Source organism: Alcaligenes sp. AB3 (genome assembly GCF_031844565.1).
In the GTDB taxonomy this organism is placed as follows: Bacteria; Pseudomonadota; Gammaproteobacteria; order Burkholderiales; family Burkholderiaceae_B; genus Alcaligenes; species Alcaligenes faecalis.
Genome location: NZ_JAUZVM010000003.1, coordinates 54,064 through 78,154 on the forward strand (window position 1 = coordinate 54,064; position 24,091 = coordinate 78,154).

General features: G+C 55.8%; 11 protein-coding genes and 1 pseudogene. 1 reads left to right on the forward strand and 11 read right to left on the reverse strand.

Going from position 1 to position 24,091, the window contains the following annotated elements; genetic code table 11:
- The 10 genes and pseudogenes from Q9R35_RS07735 to Q9R35_RS07780 all read right to left on the reverse strand — a co-directional run bounded on the left by Q9R35_RS07735 (position 1) and on the right by Q9R35_RS07780 (position 22,114).
- Positions 1-846 carry a MurR/RpiR family transcriptional regulator gene (locus Q9R35_RS07735; RefSeq protein ID WP_051316192.1) on the reverse strand — a complete coding sequence of 282 codons (846 nt, stop codon included), beginning with the start codon at positions 844-846 and terminating at the stop codon, positions 1-3.
- Positions 847-1,171: 325 nt separating this feature from the next.
- Positions 1,172-2,851: a hypothetical protein gene (locus Q9R35_RS07740; RefSeq protein WP_311219624.1), complete on the reverse strand. Its 1,680-nt coding sequence runs from the start codon at positions 2,849-2,851 to the stop codon at positions 1,172-1,174.
- 3 nt (positions 2,852-2,854) lie between these two features.
- Complete coding sequence (locus tag Q9R35_RS07745; protein ID WP_311219625.1) at positions 2,855-3,781, reverse strand: hypothetical protein; 927 nt, start codon at positions 3,779-3,781, stop codon at positions 2,855-2,857.
- Complete coding sequence (locus Q9R35_RS07750) at positions 3,778-10,404, reverse strand: CapA family protein (protein WP_311219626.1); 6,627 nt, start codon at positions 10,402-10,404, stop codon at positions 3,778-3,780. Before Q9R35_RS07750 ends, Q9R35_RS07745 begins: the two co-directional genes overlap by 4 nt.
- Before the next feature lies 1 nt (position 10,405).
- A complete protein-coding gene (locus tag Q9R35_RS07755; RefSeq protein WP_311219627.1) occupies positions 10,406-11,665 on the reverse strand; it encodes an HlyD family type I secretion periplasmic adaptor subunit in 1,260 nt (419 codons plus the stop codon).
- Entirely contained in the window at positions 11,655-13,844 is a 2,190-nt protein-coding gene (locus tag Q9R35_RS07760; RefSeq protein ID WP_086046101.1) for a type I secretion system permease/ATPase, read from the reverse strand. The genes Q9R35_RS07755 and Q9R35_RS07760 overlap by 11 nt, the downstream gene beginning before the upstream one ends.
- A 151-nt stretch (positions 13,845-13,995) precedes the next feature.
- Positions 13,996-15,804 (reverse strand): BapA/Bap/LapF family large adhesin, encoded by a 1,809-nt coding sequence (locus Q9R35_RS07765; protein WP_311219628.1) that lies wholly within the window; start codon positions 15,802-15,804, stop codon positions 13,996-13,998.
- Positions 15,759-20,309, reverse strand: coding sequence for a hypothetical protein (locus tag Q9R35_RS07770; RefSeq protein WP_311219629.1), 4,551 nt, complete (start codon positions 20,307-20,309; stop codon positions 15,759-15,761). Before Q9R35_RS07770 ends, Q9R35_RS07765 begins: the two co-directional genes overlap by 46 nt.
- A gap of 256 nt (positions 20,310-20,565) precedes the next feature.
- Positions 20,566-20,790: pseudogene (locus tag Q9R35_RS18675) on the reverse strand (BapA prefix-like domain-containing protein); the annotation flags it as partial.
- A gap of 55 nt (positions 20,791-20,845) precedes the next feature.
- Positions 20,846-22,114: a TolC family protein gene (locus tag Q9R35_RS07780; RefSeq protein WP_311219630.1), complete on the reverse strand. Its 1,269-nt coding sequence runs from the start codon at positions 22,112-22,114 to the stop codon at positions 20,846-20,848.
- 548 nt (positions 22,115-22,662) lie between these two features.
- On the opposite strand from Q9R35_RS07780, the gene Q9R35_RS07785 reads away from it, so the two are divergent.
- Positions 22,663-23,094: a helix-turn-helix domain-containing protein gene (locus tag Q9R35_RS07785; protein ID WP_109089743.1), complete on the forward strand. Its 432-nt coding sequence runs from the start codon at positions 22,663-22,665 to the stop codon at positions 23,092-23,094.
- Positions 23,095-23,261: 167 nt separating this feature from the next.
- Here Q9R35_RS07785 and Q9R35_RS07790 read toward each other — a convergent pair whose 3' ends face one another.
- Positions 23,262-23,993, reverse strand: a complete 732-nt coding sequence (locus Q9R35_RS07790) for a winged helix-turn-helix domain-containing protein (RefSeq protein WP_063692790.1) — start codon at positions 23,991-23,993, stop codon at positions 23,262-23,264.
- Positions 23,994-24,091: the final 98 nt, after the last annotated feature.

A 24,091-nucleotide genomic window follows, 5' to 3' on the forward strand; every position in this document is an offset into this window, starting at 1 on the left:
TTAATTATTGGACTTCAAGTCCTGAAAACTGCGATGGATGGATTCAATCTTCTGCAACTTGCGCGCCACCTGCGTCTCGGCCTGCAGGGCTACCCGGCTGACCAGGTAATTGATCAAGCTGAGCGTGCCGGTATGCGAGTCAAACAAGTACTCCCCGCGTGTCGCCACCGTGAACGCGATGTCTTGCGAACGCAGCAAGGAGCTTTCCAGACCATCGGTCAAAAAAGCCATCTGTACCGACTCGCCCCGCAGATGCTCTACCAAGGAAGGTAAAAGCACCGAGCGACGACGAAAATCCATCACCAATGCCAGATCCCCTGCTTCCACATCAGCCAGTTGCTCGGTCAGATGGGCCACCGTGCCCACCGCCAGATGCACATCCGGGCGCAGTTGCTGCAGTAAAGAGTGGGCGTAGCATGCCAGGATCTGGCCATTGCGGAAACCAAACACCCAGATGCGTCGTGCTTTCAGAGCGGCTTGGGTGAACTTATCCAGATGCTGTTCAGTGATGTTCTGGAAGGTGGTGGAAATGTTCTGTACGTCTGCATTGATAAACGGCGTCATATCGGCCTGAATACCGCTGCTGGACATGGAGTGCAGACGCTTGAAGGGAGCGCCGTCACCCATTTGCTCGCGGGCCGTGACCCGGAATTCGTTAAAACCGTTAAAACCCAAACGTCGGAAAAAGCGCACCGCGGTAGCCGCCGATACACCTGCTTTCTCGGCCAGTTCCTGGGCGGAGTAAGTAGCCAGCTGCCCCATATGAGACAGGACCACATCGGCCAACCGCCGCTCCGCGCTGGGCAGGACATCGAGAATATCCAGGATCGAATCTTTGATGACCATGACACAACCTAAAATTGAAATTTGTTTTTCACATAATACTTAATAAAATTTTAATTTCAATTATGAATGCGATGATTTGGCTCCGTATTTACCCTTGGAGATAGAAAAAAGGGAAAAGCAGGGAAGATTGAAGCCCGCCAAGAACGGCTTTAAATAAGGACTTCAGGTAAAAACAAGGTGTAAACCCTTGCTTGGAAAGTTTCTGCCACCTGAAAGTGAAATCGCAAAGCCCATGATGAAATTCAAATTTCATTATGGGCTTTGGTAAGAGGAATTTCAGTACAAGAGCCGCCAGCAGAAGCCACAAAACGCCTATTCAGTGGACCTATTCTGCTGGCAGTAAAGACAAACAGCGCGTAATCAGAATATCGGCCATGGACAGGTTCTTGGCCACACTTCGGAACCAGAGCGCATAAATCTGGCAAGCCAGCATGGCATCCTCAAGATCAACCGCCAACAACTCACGTCGATATGCGGATGCCTCTTGCAAAGCTTGTCGCATCACGGCAGGTGATGTTGCCGACGGCCACCCCGCCCCCGCAGGCATCCATTGCCATCGGCTCCAACTCATCAACCAATGTTGACCCGCCGGACTGCGTGCCACTCGTCTACCCAACAAGCTGGGCAAGACCAGTTGCCCTGGCAAGGCCTCCAAACGCTCTGAAATCAGAACCTGCTTGTCCCTAAAGCGGTCCAGGCGTTCTCTTGCTGCCTCGTCCTCGGCCATCAGAAGACAGGCTTGCCAATCCAGCTCCTTGAACCAGCGCTCATGCAAAGGAGCATTCGCGCGCTCGTAGCGCGCCTGCAAGTCCTCGGAAATCGAACAGGCCAACAAGCGCGTACGTAATGATGTCCCGCATTTGCGTTTTTCCGACTCACTTAACCATTGCGCCTGCGCTTCCCATGGCCAGATCAAGGCCTGCAGATCCTTGTCCTGATGCACAGCCAGCAAAGGCGGCACAGGCCAATGCGGCAAGGCTTGCTCCAGCAAGGTGCGTTCATGCTCGCCTACCGTTTGCCGACTGGCATCGTAAAGCTTAAGCAGGCTGGTGCTGCTGTGATCCCCTGCTGGTTCCTGAAGTAAGGACACATAAGCGGCATGCCCCTTTTCCACCAGAAAACAGGAGGCCTGCTTGACCTGTCCTTTCAAGCCCAGAAGTGTCGTCAACTCCGTCAAGCCGGTATAGGGCACAGACAGATCCTGGATGTACTTCTGCAAACCCAAGGGCTCTTGAATGGCTTTAGCGCCTTGCACACGATCAGGCAGGAACAGCAGAAACACCTGCTCCTGATTTTTCCAAAGCAGTTGTACACGCAGCAAGGAGGTAAATAGCTGAATCAGCATCTGCCTGCAGGCAATCACGCAGATCACAATCCACACAAGCGCCGGAGCCTGCACATAGGGATAGGTAAAGACAATCCAGGCCAGTACAAAAATGAAACCTAAATGCCAACCGTATTTGGACAGGCCCTCTGCCTGCACCAGCACTCGAAACGCTGGGTAATACCAGGCCAGAACAGCCAATAACGAGCACACCAGCAAATACACAGTCATTCCCAAAGCTAGCGAGGGATACACCCACAAGAGCAAGAACAGCACCGCCAACAGCAAAATACTGGACGACAGCAAGCGGGCCAGAATCATGAAGTACTTGCGTGTCTTGCCTTGGTACCCGATGGGCAAGCCGATCTTGGCATGCGCATCCAGCAGCCTTTGCGCGCCATGCTTTCCAACCTGCCCAATGGCCCATTCACATAAAACGTGCACCACAAAGGCGGCCAGGACGATCAGGCCAATCGCCATCACGGGTTGATCAGCAATCAACCAATGCCAGCGCACCGAACTGCGGCCATCAATGGCGGTCAATAACTGCCAGGGCAAGACCAGGCTGATCAGCAAGGCGGCCAGCGAGCACAGGACTAGAAGCACGATCAGAAGCAGGCTGCCTGCGGTGTAGCGGGCTAAAGAGTAATAAACACTCCAAAAGTGCTTAAGCGCTTGCATACCTTAGTTTCCGGCGCACCTTATGGCCAACTGACTGGAACCACTGCCTAGCAAATTGTGATACGAAGGCGCCTTGCCTTCCATTTCCACTACATCAACACGGTGCCCATAACCGCGCAGCATCCAGGCAAACTGAACCTGCAGATGGAATGGCGTATTGGTATCCCGAGGATCACCAACGATATACAGCTGACGAGTGTCATCAGGCACCACACCCTGAACATGGAAAACAGGGTCATAACGATCAAAAATTCGCTGGCTCGCCGCATTAAAGTCCAGCGAACGATGTCGACTCATGCGCCACAAAATGTTCCTGGCCATATAGTTGTACGTACCTGAACTCATGACAGCGCACTGTATATCGTCTCGTCCCATTGTCAGCAAAGACGCAATCACGGTAGCCCCACCACTATGCCCCAACAGAACCAGCTTTTTAACGCCATAGCGCCTCTTGAGTTCATCCAAGGCCCGGCCTAAAACCACAAACTCTTCTTGATAACGACGCTTTCGATGGTCACCGCTGGAACCGTACGTCCCTGGCCTGGCCATGACCAGCCATGGCCGACCAGCCAATGCCGCTTGCTTTTCGGCATAGGCTTGTTGCGCCAACAAGGTATTGTTTTCAATATCCTCGGGCGCTTGCCGCAAGGACTTATCCCTATCGCCATAAAATTGAACGATAAGCACCTCGGCCTTCTCCAACTGCCCTGCCGCAAAATATCGAATGCACGCAGGCCCCACACCCCCTTCAACCCACAAGTAGCTAGGCGCATTGGGGCACTGCTGGCTATTAGCCTGGGCACTCCACGCCAAAGGCGCCTCGTCCACGGCGACCGTATACGCCCAAGCTGGCTTGACAGAAAGTCCGGCCATCAAAATAGCGAACACGCCCGCCCGGACACGGGCTTGTAAAACGTAGCGCCCTTTCATGCATCCACCAGTTCAAGAGAAAACGCATGCGTCAACAGGGCGTGCACCACATCACGTCCGCCTTGGCTAAAGCAGAAGCGGGCAAACAGAGGGTCAGTCGTCACATCGACGACATGCCATTCTTGTTCATCTGCCGACTTCCGCACCGACTGGGCTCGAATACTGAAACCGAGGTGCACCGGTCCATACATGGCCTGCCTAAGTTGGCTCGCAACCCGAGCCCAGCTGCCATGTACCTGTTCCGTGCAGTCCACGTACGCTTTTGCATCATCCTGTGGTTGCGCAAGAGCCGCCACAATCGAGTTGCCCACCACAAAAAAGTGGAACTCGCTGCCACTTACCTGCGCCTCGCAATACATAGGCCGAAGTTTGCGGCTGAGTTTGTCCCATTCCTGCTCGAAGGCTTTTCCGTCAGACTTGTTAACGGCATAGGAAAGCAGGTTGCCCCTCTTTAGATTAGGCTGAACAAGCATCTCCGTCTTTTTCGAGCATACATATTTCCACGCTTCCGACACCTGCTCAGGCTTGAACAAACGGCCTGCGGGAACCGGCAAAGCGGCACGCTTCAACGCCCTTAAGGTCCAATCACGATCATTGCTGGCACGACGTGCCAACGAACGACTTAAGGAGCACAAGCCCTTCTGAAAACCCAAGCGCTGACTCTCGGACGAAACCACGGTCAGGGTTTCACTAATGGCATCCAGCTTCAAGCCCAAGGCCAAGGCCGAACGACGCAGCAAACTCACTTGATCTCTCTGGCCTGCTAGCTCATTTGCAAGATTCTCGTCAAACAGAGGAGCAGGCTCTATCTGAACCGGACCAGTCTGCCTGTTGGCAGTCATGTATTCCCCACGCTCTATAAACTCCAGCAACTTCAAAGGGATATTGACGGCCTTGCCATAGACATTGAAATAAGGGCTGGTCGTGCCGCAGTTATAGTTAATTTCAAGAATAGCGATATTGCCCGGTTTGCCATCGCCCTTGAAATCCTTGATCAGTACATCAAAGCCCAACAAGGTCGCACCAGGGATGGCCGCCGCAGCCTGCTCAATGCAACGAATAATCCGTTTATCGATCTGCTCAGTCAGATTGACGCTATCGCCCCCCATGCCCAAGTTGGACACTGAGCTTAAACGGACATGCTCTCCTGCCGCTGGGACATCCGACAGCTCTCGCCCTTGCGCAAGAAAATAGTCAAAGTTACGAATGGGATGAATCCCCAAAAGCGGGTTCAGCATCCGGTGCTGATTCTTCGTGTCGATCAGTTCCTGCACGGTGCTGCTGCCATCGCCCACTACAAAAGCAGGTACCCGACACAGAGCCGCCGCATACTGACCACCTACCGTGATTATTCGTACCTCATCGCCCTGTACAAAATCCTCTACCACCACACGCCGCGCACCCCGCTCGGTCGCCAGACTCCAGGCACGATCAAAAGCCTGCCTTCCTTCAATATTGGTGCTGATCCCCTTCCCGCCCGAGCCTTGAACAGGTTTGACAACCTGCGGGATACCCCGCTGCTGCAAATAGTTGAAGGCCTTTTCCTTATCTGTAAACTCCGCGCCTTGAGGGCATGGAAAACCGTAATACTGCAAGAACCGCTTGGTTAAGCTTTTGTCGGCCGTCAACGCAAAAGCGAACATCGAACCCGCCGGATTATTCTGTGAAAAATACTCTGTACGGCCCCCATCAGGCAGCGTCACACTAAAGACCAGTCCCCGTTCCGAACGCACTGTGCAAGCTTTTTTAACTGCGTAATGGCTAACAACCGTCCGCACAATATCGCCCTTCCAGCCCAGAAAAGGAGAGTCCTGGAACAGGTTTTCTCCCTGTGCCACCACCTTCTGAATAATTTGCTGGTTAGCGGGCAGGTCGGACTTTCCCAGGATTTCTCCAATCGTCCCGAAGTCCGAGTCTCGTCGAGACCCCTTCAATAGCACCAAGTCGCCTGTGCGAATTTCCTGATGCAGAAACTCAAGGACTTCAGCTGCATTCTGGCAATGCGGTCCTAATAAGGAAGCAGGCAACTTGTTGCGCAAGGCCAGCATTTCCTCGCCCTGTGTCACAACAAGAGAAAAACCGGTTTGCATGACAGGCTCAGCCAAACCGGCATGCAGTTGCTCAGCCATATCCCCTAAATGAACAATCCGGCCCAGTACGGCTATTTTTCGGCCAGTAACCTCCATGGCGCCCACCACAGAAAACGCATTAATCATCGACAACACCTCTGCGTTATAGCTGTCGTCAATCAAATCAAATGTGCGATCTCCCAGCGAGGCACAGATACGCTGCAAGCGCGCATGCGGCAACTGATAAGCCTCAACCCCCTCTCGACAATCCTCCAGGTGATACCCGGTTGCCAAAGCCGCGGCGATTGCGGCGGCGGCATTGTGCCTGCCCCCCACGCCAGGAACAGGCACTCGGATTACTGCGGTATCCGTCCCATAGGTGAATTTGATGAGCGAGCCCGACTCATCCTCTGACACCAGCTCCAACTGCAGTCCACACGTGCTGGACTCCCCGTACACGATGACCTGGGAGGCAAAGTTACGTGCCTGCTCCAAAATGTATTCAAAATGAGGGAGGTGCTCGCCAATCACAGCGACGCCACTGTCTTGCAAGGAATCAAAGACTCTGGACTTCCAATGGGCAACATCTTTCAGGCTGCGAATATTGGCATTGGTTTGTGATAAACCGACCTCCGTCAAGATCGCCACCGTCGGCTTTAGAAGGCGGGTGACCGGCCCCCGTTTCATCCAGAGTGCACTTTGCGCGACCTCAACAATCGCCGCAGAGTAGTCTTGAGCAAGGCTGGCCAGCAATGCGGGCGCACCAACACGCGAGTTGTAGTTATCAATACTGGCCAGAATCTTCCCGCCATGCCCTTGCAAAATGCCTTTGAGCATATCGGAAGTTGTTGACTTACCAACTGTTCCCGTCACAGCAATCAAAGGGCCGGTATACCGTTGACGGGCCGCCAGACCTAGTTCTATCAAGGACTTGATCGGATCTGCTACATAGAGCACAGGGAAATCTGCCGGTAAGCCCTGCACAGGCTTGCTGACAATAGCACCAACCACTTTGCCGCAAACACGAGCCAGGACGCGGTGCCGGTCAAAATTCCTGGCAGGCATACTGGATTGCTCATGCCGTTGTCGATCAAACGAATCGTGAGCAACAAACAAGCTCGGACCAGGCAACATATCAATATGCTTTTCGCCGGCGACAAGGGACTTTACATACCAGCCCTCTGGAGGCTGAACCAACCAAATGCCCCCTGTAACCTGAGCCAGCTCGTCGGCCGTCCATGTCTTGTCTTGCTCATCCCTGCGAGTGATAGCCGGATAGTCCGTGCGATATGTGTGCAGCCCTTTTTCAGGGCGTAGCTCTTCATCTCTACCTGGAATCGCCAAATGCACCACGCGCGGAAGTTTGACCCGCGCGAAAGCCGCCTCGGCACTCTTTAATCCCACTTCCAATTGAAGGGGGACGTTCTTGAGTTTGGGCAAGTACGGGGGACGCAGACTATAGAAGTCTCGGTATATTTTCCCCGCCTGCCAGCGAGAGGTCGGCATCATCCAATCGCAAGGATCATGATCCATGGCAATCCCCCATGGGCTCATGGAAGTGCGCCGTACGGGAGCTGCTCGAAAGTCCAGGCGAAAATCCGTTCCAACCGCCTCATCAGCAGTCCAGAATGACTCCACCCACAAGCTCGTACGGTGAGTAATCACCGAGGGCGAAACTCGCAGCCCTAGCAAACGCAAAGGGCCAATCTTTACCGGAGGAATAACAGCATCTTCCGGAACCTGCGCTACCGTCCACTCCTTATTTTCGGGTACACGCAAGGATTTTGCTCTGCGAGGCGCCGGAGTGGCTGCCAAATCAACAGTGCGCGGGGCGCCTCTGGCCGTCAGCACCAAGTCCACATAAACAGTGCCATCTTTGGTGCAGTGGACGGCGGTTCCTTGTGACTCACACAATTGGGCATAACGACGGGCGGCAGCGACAGCAGCGTCTCCCTCCAAACATAGGGTTTGTCCAAAGCCGACGCCGACTGGAATAAAGCTCACCCGCTTCACCCCCCTGGCATTGATTTCCAGCTTGAATACCCCGGAATCCACAAAATCCTGCCGGATCGCATCAAATAACAGGTCACCCGCATCGTGGATAATCGGGCGTCCCTGATAGATCTCTATACCTTGCAGTACGTGAGCCGACGACCCAAGAACCGCATCCGCTCCGGCATCAATCACAGCACGCGCCGCCACCACATCTTGCTCTGCCGGTTCGTCCGCCAAGTTCGCTCCATAGTGCACCGCAACCAGCACAACATGGGCTTGCTTGCGAGCCGCTTTCACCAAAGGAGACAAGGTCTTTCTAATCAGGTCTGGATCATCAGGCGCAAGATAGGCCGTCCCAGGCTCCGCCTCCTTCGCAGCGAAACGATGCTGAGTCATATCAATTGCAAATACCGCAACGGTCAGGCGGCCCGCTTTTGCAAAAAAAGGTTTGAAGGCTTGTCTGCGGTTCGCACCACTTCCAGCGTGAGCAATAGCCATGGCATCCAACAGCTCTGCCTGCTGCAGCAAGGCCTGCCCACCATAGTCACCCGCATGGTTATTCGCGGTGACTACCGCGTTCACCCCTGAGCGCAACAAGACTTCCAGCATTTCGGGTCTGGCCCTGAAGTAATACGGCCCCCCTTCCCCTTTGGAAATGCCTTGTGCGCCCTGCGTCGCAATAACGCATTCCAAATTAACGATAGACAAGTCCGCATCCCGCAAAGGAGGAACCTGCAAGACCTTGTCAGCGCCCAATTCTTTAGTTCGGTAATGCTGGCGCCGTCCCAAGTTCACGTCCCCGCCCCATACAATCGACGGGCCTACATCTTCCGGCGTGTCGACAAGAGGTCCTGCTGCCAGCTGTGGGGTCCCTATAGAGAGTCCGATGCCCTGGGATTTCAAATACTTCAAATACGCCACATACCCCGACAAATAGTGCTCAATATCATCAATCCGCACTCGGAAACTATGATGACGGATAAAGAAGCCATTCAGGATACGTGCCGGATTCTTGAAGTACATGGCCAGCTCAGGCCAAAAGAAACCATCCAGCAAGCTGCGGGCGCGTATTTCCAGTGCCTGATAAAAAGTGTCCAGCGGGAAGCCATCAAGCATGGCCTGGATCTGCGGATTGGCGTCAGACTGCATGCGCACAATCATGCGCTGGGCCGCCATCATCAATTCCAGCAAGGTAGGAAATGTGGTGATGCGGTTTTGTACAAAGTCCAGATAACCGTGCACATTGTCCAGGCCAAACTGGTAGTAGCGCGGCTCCGGTTTGTACAAGGTCAATTCGTTGACGCAGTAGCTCAACCAGTGGTCATGCGCGTTCCAGTGCTCGGCTTTGATGAAGAAGTCAAAAGCCTTTTCAACCGTGGACAACCAGCGGGCATCGCGGGTCAAACCATACAGGCGCATCAGGCCAAAGGCGGCCTCACCGTCGTAATAAATAATCCGGTGCTCGTCCTTCAAGGACAGATCAGGATAGTTCAACACATGCACAAAGGACCCGGACTCAGGGTCTTGCATGAAAACAATACCCAGCGCCAATTGTTCCAGCAAAGGCAGGTACCGCTGATCGCCCGTCAGCTCCGTATATTTCACCAGGGCCAGCAAACAAACAGCATTTCCCCCCAGCTTGATCTCATCGCCTGTGTCCACCAGAAAAGCGGCAGTAGAACCATCAGGCAGGCTCATTACCTTGATCAGGCTTTCAGTCAGATACTGCAAGGCGCGTTCAATCGCCTGCTTCTGATTGTCCAATCCCGTGACTTCCCATCCTTCCAGCAAGGCATAGGTGGAGCTGGCATGACGCAAGGCGTTGTAAGTGGGAATTGCACGGTCAAAACATGGAAACCAGCCATAGTGATACTGGCCAGTTTGTTTAACTTGCTCAGCCAGATACTGGGTACTGGCATCAATGGTATGACGCACACGCCCAGGCCCCCAGTCCAGCACCTTGCGGTAGCCACTGTGACGGCCCTGGTGTTCTATCTCATGCACGTCCTGGCCATCGCTGAACACGGCCATCGTCTTGAACCGCCAGACCGTCTCCTCGGGGTTTTGTGGCCAATCCAGCGCCTGACCAAAACGCAGGCGGGAATAATGGGCCAGATTCACCGCATTGGGTGTGGCCTCGCCCAGCTTGCCGTCATATAGAATCGCGTTGGCGGCCAGTTCCTGCTCCAAAAACGCGATTGAAAAATCTGCCTTGAAGGACAGGCCAAAACGAAAGTAATTACGCTTGGACAGACTCATGCGTTCTTGTTGATCGGCCCAGCTATACGCCTCTACCCGATTTACCAAATCCACACGCAACCATAATGCGGGCTTATCCTGCCCGGCCATCCAGGAGTTCAAGGTCTGACTGCCCTGCTCCCATGCCTGCTCAAAACTCTGCCCTTGAGAAATCTGCACATGGGCACGCTCCTGGCCATTGCAAACGCTGAAAAACAATACGCAAGCTGGTACGCCTTCTGGCAAGTCGCTCACCGGCTCGGAAGCCAGTTTCGTCGCTAATAGCGGCTTACATTGATTCAATAAAATAGACAGGCTCATCTCAACGCTCCCGCAAGGCTTCCTGCGCCCGATTAATAGGCTTGATCAGGTACTCAAATACCGTTTTTTCGCCTGTTTTGATGTCTACCGTGGCAATCATCCCCGGCACAATGGGGTAACGAATGCCGCTTTTCTCGTTCACCAAGGCGTCATCAGTGGTACGGATAAAAGCGCGGTAATAAAAAACTTCGGGTTTGATTTCGTCCTGAATCGTGTCGGGTGACACAGTCACCACCTCGCCATTCAAGGCGCCATAAATGGAGTAGTCATAGGCTGTGACTTTGACCTTGGCTTCCAGACCTGGCCGGATAAAGGCAATGTCGCGCGGCGAGATACGTGCTTCCACCAGCAACTGATCTTCCATAGGCACAATCACCATCAAGCGGCCATTGGGTGGAATCACCCCACCTTGCGTGGTCACTTCAATATCTTTCACCACACCGCGCACGGGCGAGCGCAAAGTCAGGCGGGACAGCGAGTCCGAGCGTCCACGAATGACCTCTTCCAAAGAGTCCGCCTCGGCCTTGGCACGCGCCAGCTCTTCGCGCGCTTTCACCATGTATTCGGCCTGGCGCTCGGTAATCTTCAAACGAATTTCCGACACCTGACGTTGCAGCTTGAGTACGTCCACATGGCTGGCAGCCCCGGCTTTGGCAAGCGACTGGGTCAAGCGCAACTCTTCGCTGACAATGCCCAAGGACTGCCTCAGGCCTGATATGGACTCATTCAAGCCAGCCTGACGCGTGTTGTACAAACGCGTTTCGGCCTGAATCAACGAGGGGAACTCGTTCAAGGACTCCGGAAAGCTCAACTTGGTGCCGTTCACTTCGGCTTCCAGTCGTGCCACGCTGGCTACTGCCGCCCTGTGTTTGGCCGCGCTTTCACCGACGTTCGCTTCTGTTTTAGTCAGATCCAGCTGAGCCAGAATTTGCTGCGGCTCCACAATGTCGCCCTCGCGCACATAGAGATGGGAAATAATCCCGCCCTCCAGGGACTGAATAACCTGCTCACGCGAGTTGGGAATGATCTTGCCGGTTCCCGAGGAAACCTCTGTTAACTCCGCAAAGTAGGCCCAGGCAATCAACACCACCAGGAGCAAACCAAAGAACCAGATAATGCGGTTGGAGCGCACAATCTGCGCTTCGCTTACGTCGTCCTGATATTGGTGCTGGTCCCGATTGGGATCAAAAAGCAACACCGCGTCCAGACTTTGATCCGACTTATCCGAGCTCTTGGACTTGTTTGAGTTCTTAGTTGTCATTGGCGGGCTCCTGCTTTTTCTTTGTGCCTTGAGCCAGCTTGTCCAGCACGACTTGTTTCTTGTCATCCATCACGATCTTGCCGTTGCTGACCACCAGAATCCGGTCCACTAGTTCCAGCATGCGCAGCTTGTGCGTAGCCATAACCAGAGTCTTGTCTTGTGCCCAGTGATGAAGATGACGAATGAAGTGCCGTTCGCTGGCATCATCCATGGCCGAAGTAGGCTCGTCCAACAACACCACATCCGGATTGGCCAGAATCAGGCGTGACAAAAGCAAAGCCTGCCGCTGCCCGCCCGACAAACCTTTCCCACCCTCGGTCAACACATGATCCAGACCAGTGGGCAGACGTTGAATGAACTCGATCGCGCCTGTCATGGTCAAGGCTTTCAGAATGTCCTGATCGCTGGCCAGCGGTGCACCCAGGGTAATGTTGTCGCGTATGGTTCCGTAGAATAAAGACGCGCTCTGACTGAGCAGGCCCATATCGCGTCGCAAATCTGCCGTATCAATGTGCGCCAGACTGACACCTTCGATCGTCGCGGTGCCTTCAGACGGAATCAGCAAACCTGACAGCACTTGCAGCAAGGTCGATTTCCCCGCCCCGTTGCGCCCCAAAATACCGATTTTTTCACCGGCATGAATCTGCAGATCTTTAATGGACAAGGCCGGCGTGGGATTGTCGGAGCGGTAGCTGACCTGGCAATCCTTGAACACATAGTTGCCACGAACATTGGCAACATGAATGCGCCCTTCTTCTGCGCTGTCATCATCAGTAGGCAAGGCCATTAATTTGTCGACCGCCCCAATGGCTACTTTGGTCTGCTGCCAGCGCGATAGAACCGCTGTCAACTTGGCCATCGGAGCCAACATACGCGTGCCCAAAATAGAAGCGGCAATGACAGAGCCTGTGCTGAGCTCACCGTCAATGACCTTGAAGGCGCCAAACATCACGATCAAAGCAAACACCGAACCTTGCACAGTACTGGTCCAACTGCTCAGCCAGCTGTTTAACGAACGCAGCTTCAAGGCTACATCCGCGCTGGCAGCGTTGAAGTTATTCCACTGATTCTGAAAGCGCAGCTCCGACTGCGTGGTTTTGATGTCCTCGTAGCCTTGTACCGCTTCCACCAAAATGGCATTGCGTAAGCTGGCCTCGCGAGCGGACTGGCTGGCGTACTGTCGCAAACGTGGCTGGGCCAGCAGGCTGGGAGTAACCATCAAGACCACGGCGATCAAAGGCACCCACACCAGGCTGCCGGCCAGATACCAGAACACGACGCAGAACAACACAAAGAACGGAATATCCACCAAGGAAGTTATCGTGGCAGAAGTCAGCATTTCACGGATGCTGTCCAGCTCTCGAACCTGGGCAATCAGACTCCCCGTGGACTGTGGCCTGTCACTATTGCGAATGCGTAACACCCGGCCATAGACCCGGTCGGATACTCGTAAGTCAGCTCGCTTGCCCAGCATGTTAATAACCTTGCTGCGGGCAATTCTGAAGATGAAAGCGAAGACCAGGGCCACCATCACGCCGCTGAACAGTACATACAAGGTGGGATAGGACTCGGCCGGAATCACCCGGTCATAGACCTGCCGGGTAAATAAAATCCCCGACAAGCCCAACACATTGATCAGAAAAGACGCCACAAACAAATGGGAATACGGGCGCCACTCACTAAAGACAATTTGCTTGAGCCAATGCTTTTCAAAAGGTTTGACGTAATCATCCACGCGGGCATCGGCCACGGCATGAATGGGCCGCATCACAAACGCCGCCCGAACATTGCTCAGCAGATCCGCAACCGCCACTTCGCTAAGCAAACCTTCATCGCCGCTATAACGGATACCCAGCAAACCGCCTTCATTGATCTGTTCAACCACCCCGACCTGGCCATTCTCCAGCTGTACCAGCAAAGGCAGGCGCCAGATATTCAAGTCCCCCTCGCTTAAGGTAACCGGCTTTACGTAGAGGCCGGCTTCTTTTGCCAGACGGCGCAGGACGTAAGCAATGTCTTTTCCTTTCAACCAGTTGGCCGTCAATTCCAGATTCTGGGGCGAGACATCCAGGCGGTAATGTCTGGCAATCGACAAAACAGCTTCAATCCAGGGTTTGTACAAATCCTGGGGCCTGGCCTCGGGGGCTGCGTCAACAGATACGGCTTCCTGCAATGGCATGCATTCATCCTTGTGAAATACAACGATCAAACGTCTTGTCATTGACCTGCCTACAGGGCAGTGACAAGAGGTCTGCAAATAGGCAATCGCTACAAAGACAGCGCAGACAGAAAAGCACTGGGCTTTACAGCCCAGTGCTCCCGGAGATGAATTAGCCTACAAGGCTGTGCTCATCCAGCTCGTCAATGACGGGGTCAACTTCGACTTCCGGTACCAGCACGTCTTCTTCGCTGATGCCTTCAAACGAGGTTGGCTCGCCAGCGGCTTGGCCAGACTGCTCCTGTTCATCCTCCAATGCGCCCAGATCAACGTCCGTTTCCTCGGTACCCTGAAGCTCAATGCTCTCTTCAAGAACCGCAGGCTCTTCTGTTGTCTCTGGCGTATGGTCTTCAACGTTGTCCAAGGACAAGGCGGATTCATCTGCCCCCACCTCGTCAAAGTCAGCGCTGAAGGCGGACGCTTCAGGAACATAAGGACCGTCACCGTGCTCAACGCCCACCGTCAGGGTGGCATCAGCCGTAGTGCCGTTTGGATGCTCCAGACGGTACTCAAAGACATCCTCATTACCAGTCTCTTCCAGACCAGGTTTAGGCTGGTAGGAGTAGCTGCCGTTGGTGTTGATCGTCAGCGTGCCATGCTGACCTTCCACCGTGGTTTCATTGATAACTTCCACAAAGTTGCCGTTGGCATCCTTGATCAGGAACTTGGTGTAGGTCGAGGCCAGATGATCGTCAGCCAGAACATTACCGCTCGCGCCGTGAATGTTCTTGATGACATATTCATCCAGATGCGTGACCGACTGAGTCTCGTAACCCAACTCCAGCTTGCCGCCCGTGCCTGTACCACTACGCTGATACGTTGCCGTAACGGTGTAGTTTCCAGCCTCAAGCCCTTGCAGCATTTCCTGAACACTCAGGTTGCTGAGCAGACCGCCCGACCCGGTGTACGTCTTGGAATATCCACCAGGACCGGTCACCGTCACCGTCAAGCTATCGGTAACGAGAAGCTCGTCGGGTGAAGAGGCCGTGATCTTGACGTTAGCCTTGCTGTTTGGATCAACCGTAAAGCTGACCGATGTGGTCTTGGTAACCGCTCCATCAAAAACTCCGCCAATATTTTGGCTAGGAGCTTTCTGGCTAGGTCCACCTTGGGTCACACGGTAGTCACTGTCGATAACAGCTTCGCCCGTGTTGCTGTTGGCAACCAAGTCAACTTCAGCTGGCTGGGACGGATCTTCGGGCCAGATCAGGCCTTGGCCATCACTGTCGATACGGACGTGGATCTTGGCGGTGCTGATGGAACCATCAGCGGCCTTGATCGTGTACTCGAAGGTTTCCACCTGGCCAATACCGGAGCCATCGGTGTTGTTTGGCGTGTAAGTAAACTCGCCATCTGCACCAATAGTCAGCGTGCCGTATTCACCTTCAAACGTCGTTGTACCGTTGGCACCTACTTGCTCCCCATTGATATGGGTCACTTTGGCGCCTTCGCCAGCAGCGTCGTTATCGAGCACATTGCCGCTTACAGCGGTAACATCAAAACCGCCAATTTCAGTATGGTCAAACAGATCCACATCTGCATTAACGGTCAGAAGCGTACCAATGCCCACTCCACTGGCACCACCCATCACGCGATATTCCCCAGCAGGCAAATCTTCCAGCGTAATACCGGCCTTGCTTCCACCTAGTCCAATCAAATCAATGATGCCATTGTTGCCAATGCTATTGACTGGAACCCAGTTGCCGTGCTCATCCTTGACTTCAATCTTGGCCTGAGCACCGGAGAACAAGCCCACCAAAGAACCGGCACTGACAGTAATGGATGCATTACCGCTGTGATTCTCGTCAATGGTGAAACTTACGCGTGGATACTGATTGAAAATCGCTTGCCCAATGCCACCCAGATCAACCAGGATCAATGCCGTATCTGTCTCATGCAAGGAACCATCAGAAGCAGGCAAGATGCTGACGTTCGCCGTGAAGTAATCGTCTGAGACATCAGCGTCGGCATCGGCGTCAGCGTCTGCGTCTGCGTCTGCGTCTGCGTCAGCATCGGCATCGGCGTCGGCATCAGCATCCGCGTCGGCATCGGCGTCGGCGTCAGCGTCTGCATCCGCGTCTGCGTCGGCATCTGCATCGGCGTCTGCATCAGCGTCTGCATCAGCATCCGCGTCAGCATCGGCATCGGCATCGGCGTCAGCATCAGCATCCGCATCGGCGTCAGCATCCGCGTCAGCATCAGCATCGGCGTCGGCATCCGCGTCGGCATCGGCATCGGCGTCAGCATCAGCGTCAGCGTCGGCATCTGCGTCGGCATCGGCGTCAGCGTCAGCATCCGCATCGGCGTCGGCATCAGCATCAGCATCGGCGTCGGCGTCGGCGTCAGCGTCGGCATCCGCATCAGCGTCGGCATCCGCGTCGGCATCTGCGTCAGCGTCGGCATCGGCGTCAGCGTCGGCGTCAGCATCTGCATCGGCGTCTGCATCCGCATCAGCGTCTGCATCCGCGTCGGCGTCAGCGTCGGCATCTGCATCGGCATCGGCATCAGCATCGGCATCCGCGTCGGCATCCGCATCTGCGTCGGCATCGGCGTCGGCATCCGCATCAGCGTCTGCATCCGCGTCGGCGTCAGCGTCGGCATCTGCATCTGCATCGGCATCAGCATCGGCGTCAGCATCTGCATCTGCATCAGCATCCGCATCTGCGTCTGCATCCGCATCAGCGTCTGCATCCGCGTCGGCGTCAGCGTCAGCGTCGGCATCTGCATCGGCATCGGCATCCGCGTCGGCATCGGCATCCGCGTCGGCATCGGCGTCAGCGTCGGCATCCGCATCTGCGTCGGCGTCAGCGTCTGCATCAGCATCCGCGTCGGCGTCGGCATCGGCGTCGGCATCAGCATCGGCATCCGCGTCAGCATCTGCATCAGCATCTGCATCCGCGTCAGCATCCGCGTCAGCATCTGCATCCGCGTCAGCATCGGCGTCTGCATCGGCGTCTGCATCCGCGTCAGCGTCAGCATCGGCGTCTGCATCGGCGTCTGCATCAGCATCCGCATCGGCGTCGGCATCAGCATCGGCGTCGGCGTCGGCATCCGCGTCGGCGTCAGCGTCTGCATCAGCATCCGCGTCAGCGTCGGCATCCGCATCAGCATCTGCGTCAGCGTCGGCATCCGCGTCAGCATCGGCGTCAGCATCAGCATCGGCGTCGGCATCCGCGTCGGCATCTGCATCCGCGTCAGCGTCGGCATCTGCATCTGCATCGGCATCAGCATCGGCATCCGCGTCGGCATCGGCGTCAGCGTCGGCGTCAGCGTCAGCATCGGCGTCGGCATCCGCGTCGGCGTCAGCGTCTGCATCAGCATCCGCGTCTGCGTCGGCATCGGCGTCGGCGTCGGCATCAGCATCGGCATCAGCGTCAGCATCTGCATCCGCGTCAGCATCTGCATCCGCGTCAGCATCGGCGTCGGCATCCGCGTCGGCATCCGCGTCAGCGTCGGCGTCAGCGTCGGCATCCGCATCAGCATCGGCGTCAGCGTCGGCATCCGCGTCGGCATCAGCATCCGCGTCGGCGTCGGCGTCAGCATCTGCATCAGCATCAGCATCCGCATCAGCGTCGGCATCTGCATCTGCATCGGCATCAGCATCGGCATCCGCGTCAGCATCAGCATCGGCGTCGGCATCAGCATCAGCATCAGCATCGGCGTCGGCATCTGCATCCGCATCGGCGTCGGCATCCGCGTCGGCATCGGCGTCAGCGTCAGCGTCTGCATCCGCATCAGCATCCGCGTCTGCGTCAGCGTCAGCATCCGCGTCTGCGTCGGCGTCGGCGTCGGCATCTGCATCGGCGTCGGCATCAGCATCAGCGTCTGCATCTGCATCAGCGTCTGCATCGGCGTCAGCATCAGCATCCGCATCAGCATCGGCGTCGGCATCGGCGTCAGCGTCGGCGTCAGCGTCGGCATCCGCATCAGCATCCGCGTCTGCATCGGCATCGGCGTCGGCGTCAGCATCCGCATCGGCGTCGGCGTCAGCGTCTGCATCCGCGTCTGCGTCGGCATCTGCATCGGCGTCTGCATCAGCATCCGCGTCAGCATCGGCATCGGCGTCAGCATCCGCATCGGCGTCGGCATCAGCATCGGCGTCGGCATCCGCGTCGGCGTCAGCGTCTGCATCAGCATCCGCGTCGGCGTCGGCATCGGCGTCAGCGTCGGCATCAGCATCTGCGTCAGCGTCGGCATCCGCGTCGGCATCTGCGTCAGCGTCGGCATCGGCGTCAGCGTCGGCGTCAGCATCTGCATCTGCATCTGCATCAGCATCCGCATCTGCGTCAGCATCGGCATCGGCGTCAGCGTCAGCATCGGCGTCAGCATCAGCATCGGCGTCTGCATCAGCATCCGCATCTGCGTCGGCGTCTGCGTCTGCGTCGGCGTCGGCATCTGCATCGGCGTCTGCATCAGCATCCGCGTCTGCGTCGGCGTCGGCATCTGCATCGGCGTCGGCATCAGCATCAGCGTCTGCATCCGCGTCTGCATCAGCATCGGCGTCGGCATCCGCGTCGGCATCGGCGTCAGCATCGGCGTCAGCGTCAGCGTCAGCGTCAGCATCCGCATCGGCGTCGGCGTCGGCGTCGGCATCCGCATCGGCGTCTGCATCGGCGTCGGCATCAGCATCCGCGTCGGCGTCGGCATCGGCGTCAGCATCCGCGTCGGCATCGGCGTCGGCATCTGCATCTGCATCCGCGTCAGCATCAGCATCGGCGTCGGCATCCGCGTCGGCATCGGCATCAGCATCCGCGTCTGCATCGGCATCGGCATCGGCATCGGCGTCAGCGTCTGCGTCTGCGTCCGCATCTGCATCAGCATCGGCGTCTGCATCGGCGTCCGCATCGGCATCAGCGTCCGCATCGGCGTCGGCGTCTGCATCAGCATCAGCATCAGCATCAGCGTCGGCATCCGCGTCAGCATCAGCATCGGCGTCCGCATCGGCATCGGCATCGGCGTCCGCATCGGCATCGGCGTCAGCATCAGCGTCGGCATCAGCGTCTGCGTCCGCATCTGCATCTGCGTCAGCATCAGCGTCCGCGTCGGCATCAGCGTCGGCATCTGCATCAGCGTCAGCATCGGCATCGGCATCGGCGTCAGCATCTGCGTCGGCATCGGCATCAGCGTCTGCGTCTGCGTCTGCGTCGGCATCAGCGTCGGCGTCGGCGTCGGCATCAGCATCAGCATCAGCGTCAGCGTCAGCATCAGCATCAGCATCTGCATCGGCATCAGCGTCGGCATCCGCGTCAGCATCAGCATCGGCGTCCGCATCAGCGTCGGCGTCGGCGTCGGCATCAGCGTCGGCGTCGGCGTCGGCGTCGGCGTCTGCATCGGCGTCTGCATCGGCGTCAGCATCTGCATCGGCGTCCGCATCAGCGTCGGCGTCAGCGTCCGCATCTGCATCAGCGTCAGCGTCCGCATCTGCATCGGCGTCAGCGTCAGCGTCAGCATCGGCGTCCGCATCTGCATCGGCGTCAGCATCAGCGTCCGCATCTGCATCGGCGTCAGCGTCGGCATCTGCATCAGCATCAGCGTCTGCATCGGCGTCAGCATCTGCATCGGCGTCAGCATCTGCATCGGCGTCAGCATCTGCATCGGCGTCAGCATCTGCATCGGCGTCAGCATCTGCGTCGGCATCAGCGTCAGCGTCAGCATCTGCATCTGCGTCGGCATCTGCATCAGCGTCTGCGTCTGCGTCGGCATCTGCATCTGCATCTGCATCAGCGTCAGCATCTGCGTCCGCATCGGCGTCAGCATCAGCATCAGCATCTGCGTCTGCGTCTGCATCAGCGTCAGCGTCGGCGTCGGCGTCAGCGTCGGCATCAGCATCGGCGTCCGCATCGGCATCGGCGTCAGCATCAGCGTCGGCATCAGCATCGGCATCAGCATCGGCATCAGCGTCAGCATCGGCATCGGCGTCCGCATCAGCGTCTGCGTCTGCATCGGCGTCAGCATCTGCATCGGCGTCCGCATCAGCATCAGCATCGGCATCTGCATCGGCGTCGGCGTCAGCGTCCGCATCTGCATCGGCGTCAGCATCAGCGTCAGCGTCTGCATCAGCATCAGCATCAGCATCAGCATCAGCGTCGGCATCCGCGTCAGCATCAGCATCGGCGTCCGCATCGGCATCGGCGTCCGCATCGGCATCGGCGTCCGCATCGGCATCGGCGTCAGCATCAGCGTCGGCATCAGCGTCTGCGTCCGCATCTGCATCTGCGTCAGCATCAGCGTCCGCGTCGGCATCAGCGTCGGCATCTGCATCAGCGTCAGCATCGGCATCGGCATCGGCGTCAGCATCTGCGTCGGCATCGGCATCAGCGTCTGCGTCTGCGTCGGCATCAGCGTCGGCGTCGGCATCAGCATCAGCATCAGCATCAGCGTCAGCATCTGCATCTGCATCGGCATCTGCATCACCGTCGCCATCATCAGGATCTACTGGTCCCTTGCCGCCCGAGCCACCGGAGGAATGGCTGGATGCCATTGCAACGCCTGTCAAGCCAGCCAGCAGCAGGCCAAGGACCCACGGTGGAGGTGTGCTAGTGCCAGCGGCAGCAGCGCACACAGTTTCGGAAACAACAGGAGCCGTATTTGCAAATACGGCATCCTGGGCGGAGATTTCTACCAGCTCTCCGCTGCTATTGAGCCACCACAGTTGGCAGGCTGAATCTTCCAGAACCAGCTCGCTATGTTCGCCGTCTGGGTTTTCGTTAAAAAAACCTTGCAAGGTGACCTGTTGACCATTGGCCATCACCAGGACAAGGTTATTTCCTTGGCGGGTAATACTGACAATATCGCCAGGACTCGCGTTCAATTTGACGAGATGTGGGGTGGCCAGCACTTGATCCGCTAATTGCGTCTCCAGTACTGGCTTTCCCACTCCCGATCGTTCTGCTAGGATCATTTTCATGAATAGCCCAACCTTTTAATAATAAAAATGGCCACAAGGCCCCTCTTCACAACGGTTAATTCAAGGCAGGCACATTGAATCCAGCGCTCAACAATCCCTGGGAGTAAGCGCACTCAATCTGCGAAGCTTTCAAATCCAACTCACTGTTCAACACCTCGACACGGGCCTGGTGGTATTCCTGTTCGGCATTCAATAAATCGACCAGTGAACGCGTACCTAAATCCAAATACTGTTTTCTGTACAAATCTTTCGTGCCACTAATGTTCACGACACGATTGGCCAGCAGCGTCTTGCGACGCTCAAGACCTTGATAACGATTGACCTGGTCGGCCAGGCGCTGCTCCACCTGCAGGCGGACTTGAGATTTTTCAGCGCTGGCAGCGCGCAAGGCGCCCGAGGCTGCGCGTTTACGCGCCGACAGACCGCCCCCTTGATAAAAGGGCATGGAGAAATTCAGGCGTACCCCGGTCTCAACACGGCTGCCATAGAGCGGGGTCGCATTCAGAGCACGGGAGGCATTAGCTTGCAAAGAGAGGGTTGGCCATTCTTCTGAGCTGGCCAGATCGACATCAGCCACCGCTTCTTCGGCCGCCATGTCAACCATCACCACTTCAGGAATGCGCTCCCAATTGATGCGGGAGATCGTGCAGCTTTGATTGAGTTCAGGTGGGAACTGCGCCAAGGACACGGCGCTAACGTCAGGAAGTTGTGCAAGCAATGCAATTTCCTGCAGCCATTTGCGATATTCCGCTTCGACGTTCAATACCAGCGCCTGAACGGAATCCAGGCGGGAACGCGCTTGCAAGACGTCCGACAAGTTGCTGGCGCCTTTTTCGTGGCGCTGCTCGACCAGACGGGTTAGCTGTTCCACTTCCTGGACATGTGCTTGGGCCAAATCCAGAAAGCCCTGATAACGAACCGCTTCCAGAACCGAGTTAGACGCTTCGCGAACCAGTTGCTCCACGACCAGGTCAGTTCTGGCCTGGGCTTTGAGTTCTCCAAACTCGGCCTTTTTAACGGAATTGGCGGTTTTGCCGAAGTCGTACAGCAACTGCTGTACATTCACATCCAGGCTTTGCAAGGCCTTCTCGTCATAGCGACCGGAACGGTACTTTTCATAGCTACTAGAAACACCTCCGCTGACTTGCGGGTAGTAATGCGCTTTGGCGACATCAATCATCTCGCGTGCGCTTGCTTCGTAACCCATGGCACTTTCCCGCCCAGGGTGACGCGCAAGGACGCGATCAACCACGTACTCAATACTTAAGGGTGCGTCACGATCGGCTTGCTCCTGAACGGCTTTCTCCTGAAGACGCTCAAGCATCGTTTGGGCCTTGCTCGATGTAGCAAGAACGGCCAGAGCCAACACGATCCCCACTGTTTTTGTTCTAGTCATAAAGCACCCGGGCAAGTGACTTTCTATATCCACAACAGCTGGAACAAAAAGCCGCACATTCAACACAAACGCACTCTCAAGAGGTAGAATCACCGGACGCAGGGCGCAAAAAAGCCACCTGCTCATCCAAAAAGCAAGCAATGCAAAACTGTCATTTACCTGGATTGCGCGCTACCTCCGACACGCCTCACACAAAGAAGCAGACGCAGCACAACACATTCTTATCGAGAGAATCGATTTTGTGAAAAAAGAATAACCTGTCGCCTGAAATTGGCGTTTTTGTGTAAAAAAGCGTATTTCCGGTTAGTTTTCTGTTCAGGAAGAATATTACGACAAGATCTTGTCGCTATCAAGCGATTACTTGTCGACATTGAAAAGAATTGACAAGAACATGAAGAAAAAGACGCAGGATCATAAACTAGAACTGTTGGGGCCCCTTACCACCACAACCTTTGGGCAGACCAAACTACACACATATGGAAAATGAATTTAAAGACTTCTCGGACCGGATAAATCTAGCGATCGCTCGTGCAGGCGGAGCCAAGAACTTGGCGGACAAAATGGGAATGTCCACTTCTGTACTGCGAAGCTGGCGCTCTGGAAACTCCGACCCATCCCGATCCAGCCTGGTCAAAATGGCTCAGGCCAGCAACTTGTCTGTCAGCTGGCTGGCCTCGGGAGAAGGCAACCCATCCCCCTCGGAACCCTCTTCAACCTTGGTTGATCTGGACATCCTGGAAGAGATCATCGCCAAGACCCAACAACTATTCCAAGGTCAAAACGTGAACTTGAAGCCAGAAGCCGAGGCACGCATCATCCGCTTGGTCTATGAGTTCTACTTGCGCCAGGGGCAACAAATGGATGAAGCCAGTTTGAATAATCTGATTGAATTGGCTTCATTTCGATAAAAACACACCAGAATACTCAGGCTGGGACCGGGAGCCGCCTGCGAAGTGACTTCGCTTGAATATGAAAGTCATAAGCAACTTCATGCCTGGCGATAACCCAGCCTGTTATTCACTCCCCTTCTTTAAAACGATCAGGGTTTGCTCACGACTCAAAAAACAAATTCTGGCTAACGAGCAGAAAACACATAACCTACGCCCCATACAGAACGAATGGGCAAACGCTCGCCGTGCTGTGCCACCTTACGTTTCAAGCGGCTAATGACGACATCAATGTAGCGACTAGGTGTTTGATCCCCTTCCTTTTCGCTCAACAGTTTTTCCCGTGCAACAGGCTCAGGGCTTTCCGCCAGCAGTATTCGCAGTACGCGTCGCTCCGCCCCTGTCAAGGTAATGGCATGTCGTTGTGGTGTCATCAAGCGCCACCCGTCCTCCAGCAAGTCCCAGCCGAACACAGGCTCCTGACCGATTCCGTTCGACCGGCTTTCTGAAAGCGCGATCGACAGGGACTTGTCGTTTACATCCGAATACTTGGCTCTCAGAGCCAGCTCCCGCCTGCGCAAGGCCTGGATACTGGCCAGCACTTCCATACTGTGAGTTCGTTCATCAAAACAGATATCTGCGCCAGCCAATAGCAAGAGGCTGCTATGTTCAGGAGTCAGCGTTCCCTCAAAGCGCAAGACCACCAAACCCATTGCGGGAGACTGAGCCCGCAAGCGCCCCACATCCCTGAGCAGATCCTCATTCGAAGAGTGCAACATGATCAGCTCACCTGCATCGGTCTGTTCATCGTGAGTGAATGACACCGCACTTTGTGCTGTAAGCACTTGCACTGGTATGCCCCACAAGGCCAAATCATCGATCAGCTTTTGTATCAAATCGCCGTTATCGAATAACAGCACGATTCTCTCTGTTTTCAACAGTACCAAGCCTCCCTCTCCCCAAAACCGTGGCTATCATTGCCCTGTAGGCCTGCACGCGTTCATGCGGCTTTGCCCGG

Excerpts from the sequence above, each read along its gene's own strand:
- Q9R35_RS07735 (WP_051316192.1), bottom strand. The coding sequence starts at position 846 with ATGGTCATCAAAGATTCGATCCTGGATATTCTCGATGTCCTGCCCAGC.
- Q9R35_RS07785 (WP_109089743.1), top strand. The coding sequence starts at position 22,663 with ATGGAAAATGAATTTAAAGACTTCTCGGACCGGATAAATCTAGCGATC.
- Q9R35_RS07740 (WP_311219624.1), bottom strand. The coding sequence starts at position 2,851 with ATGCAAGCGCTTAAGCACTTTTGGAGTGTTTATTACTCTTTAGCCCGC.
- Q9R35_RS07780 (WP_311219630.1), bottom strand. The coding sequence starts at position 22,114 with ATGCTTGAGCGTCTTCAGGAGAAAGCCGTTCAGGAGCAAGCCGATCGT.
- Q9R35_RS07760 (WP_086046101.1), bottom strand. The coding sequence starts at position 13,844 with ATGCCATTGCAGGAAGCCGTATCTGTTGACGCAGCCCCCGAGGCCAGG.
- Q9R35_RS07770 (WP_311219629.1), bottom strand. The coding sequence starts at position 20,309 with ATGATGGCGACGGTGATGCAGATGCCGATGCAGATGCAGATGCTGACG.
- Q9R35_RS07750 (WP_311219626.1), bottom strand. The coding sequence starts at position 10,404 with ATGAGCCTGTCTATTTTATTGAATCAATGTAAGCCGCTATTAGCGACG.
- Q9R35_RS07745 (WP_311219625.1), bottom strand. The coding sequence starts at position 3,781 with ATGAAAGGGCGCTACGTTTTACAAGCCCGTGTCCGGGCGGGCGTGTTC.
- Q9R35_RS07755 (WP_311219627.1), bottom strand. The coding sequence starts at position 11,665 with ATGACAACTAAGAACTCAAACAAGTCCAAGAGCTCGGATAAGTCGGAT.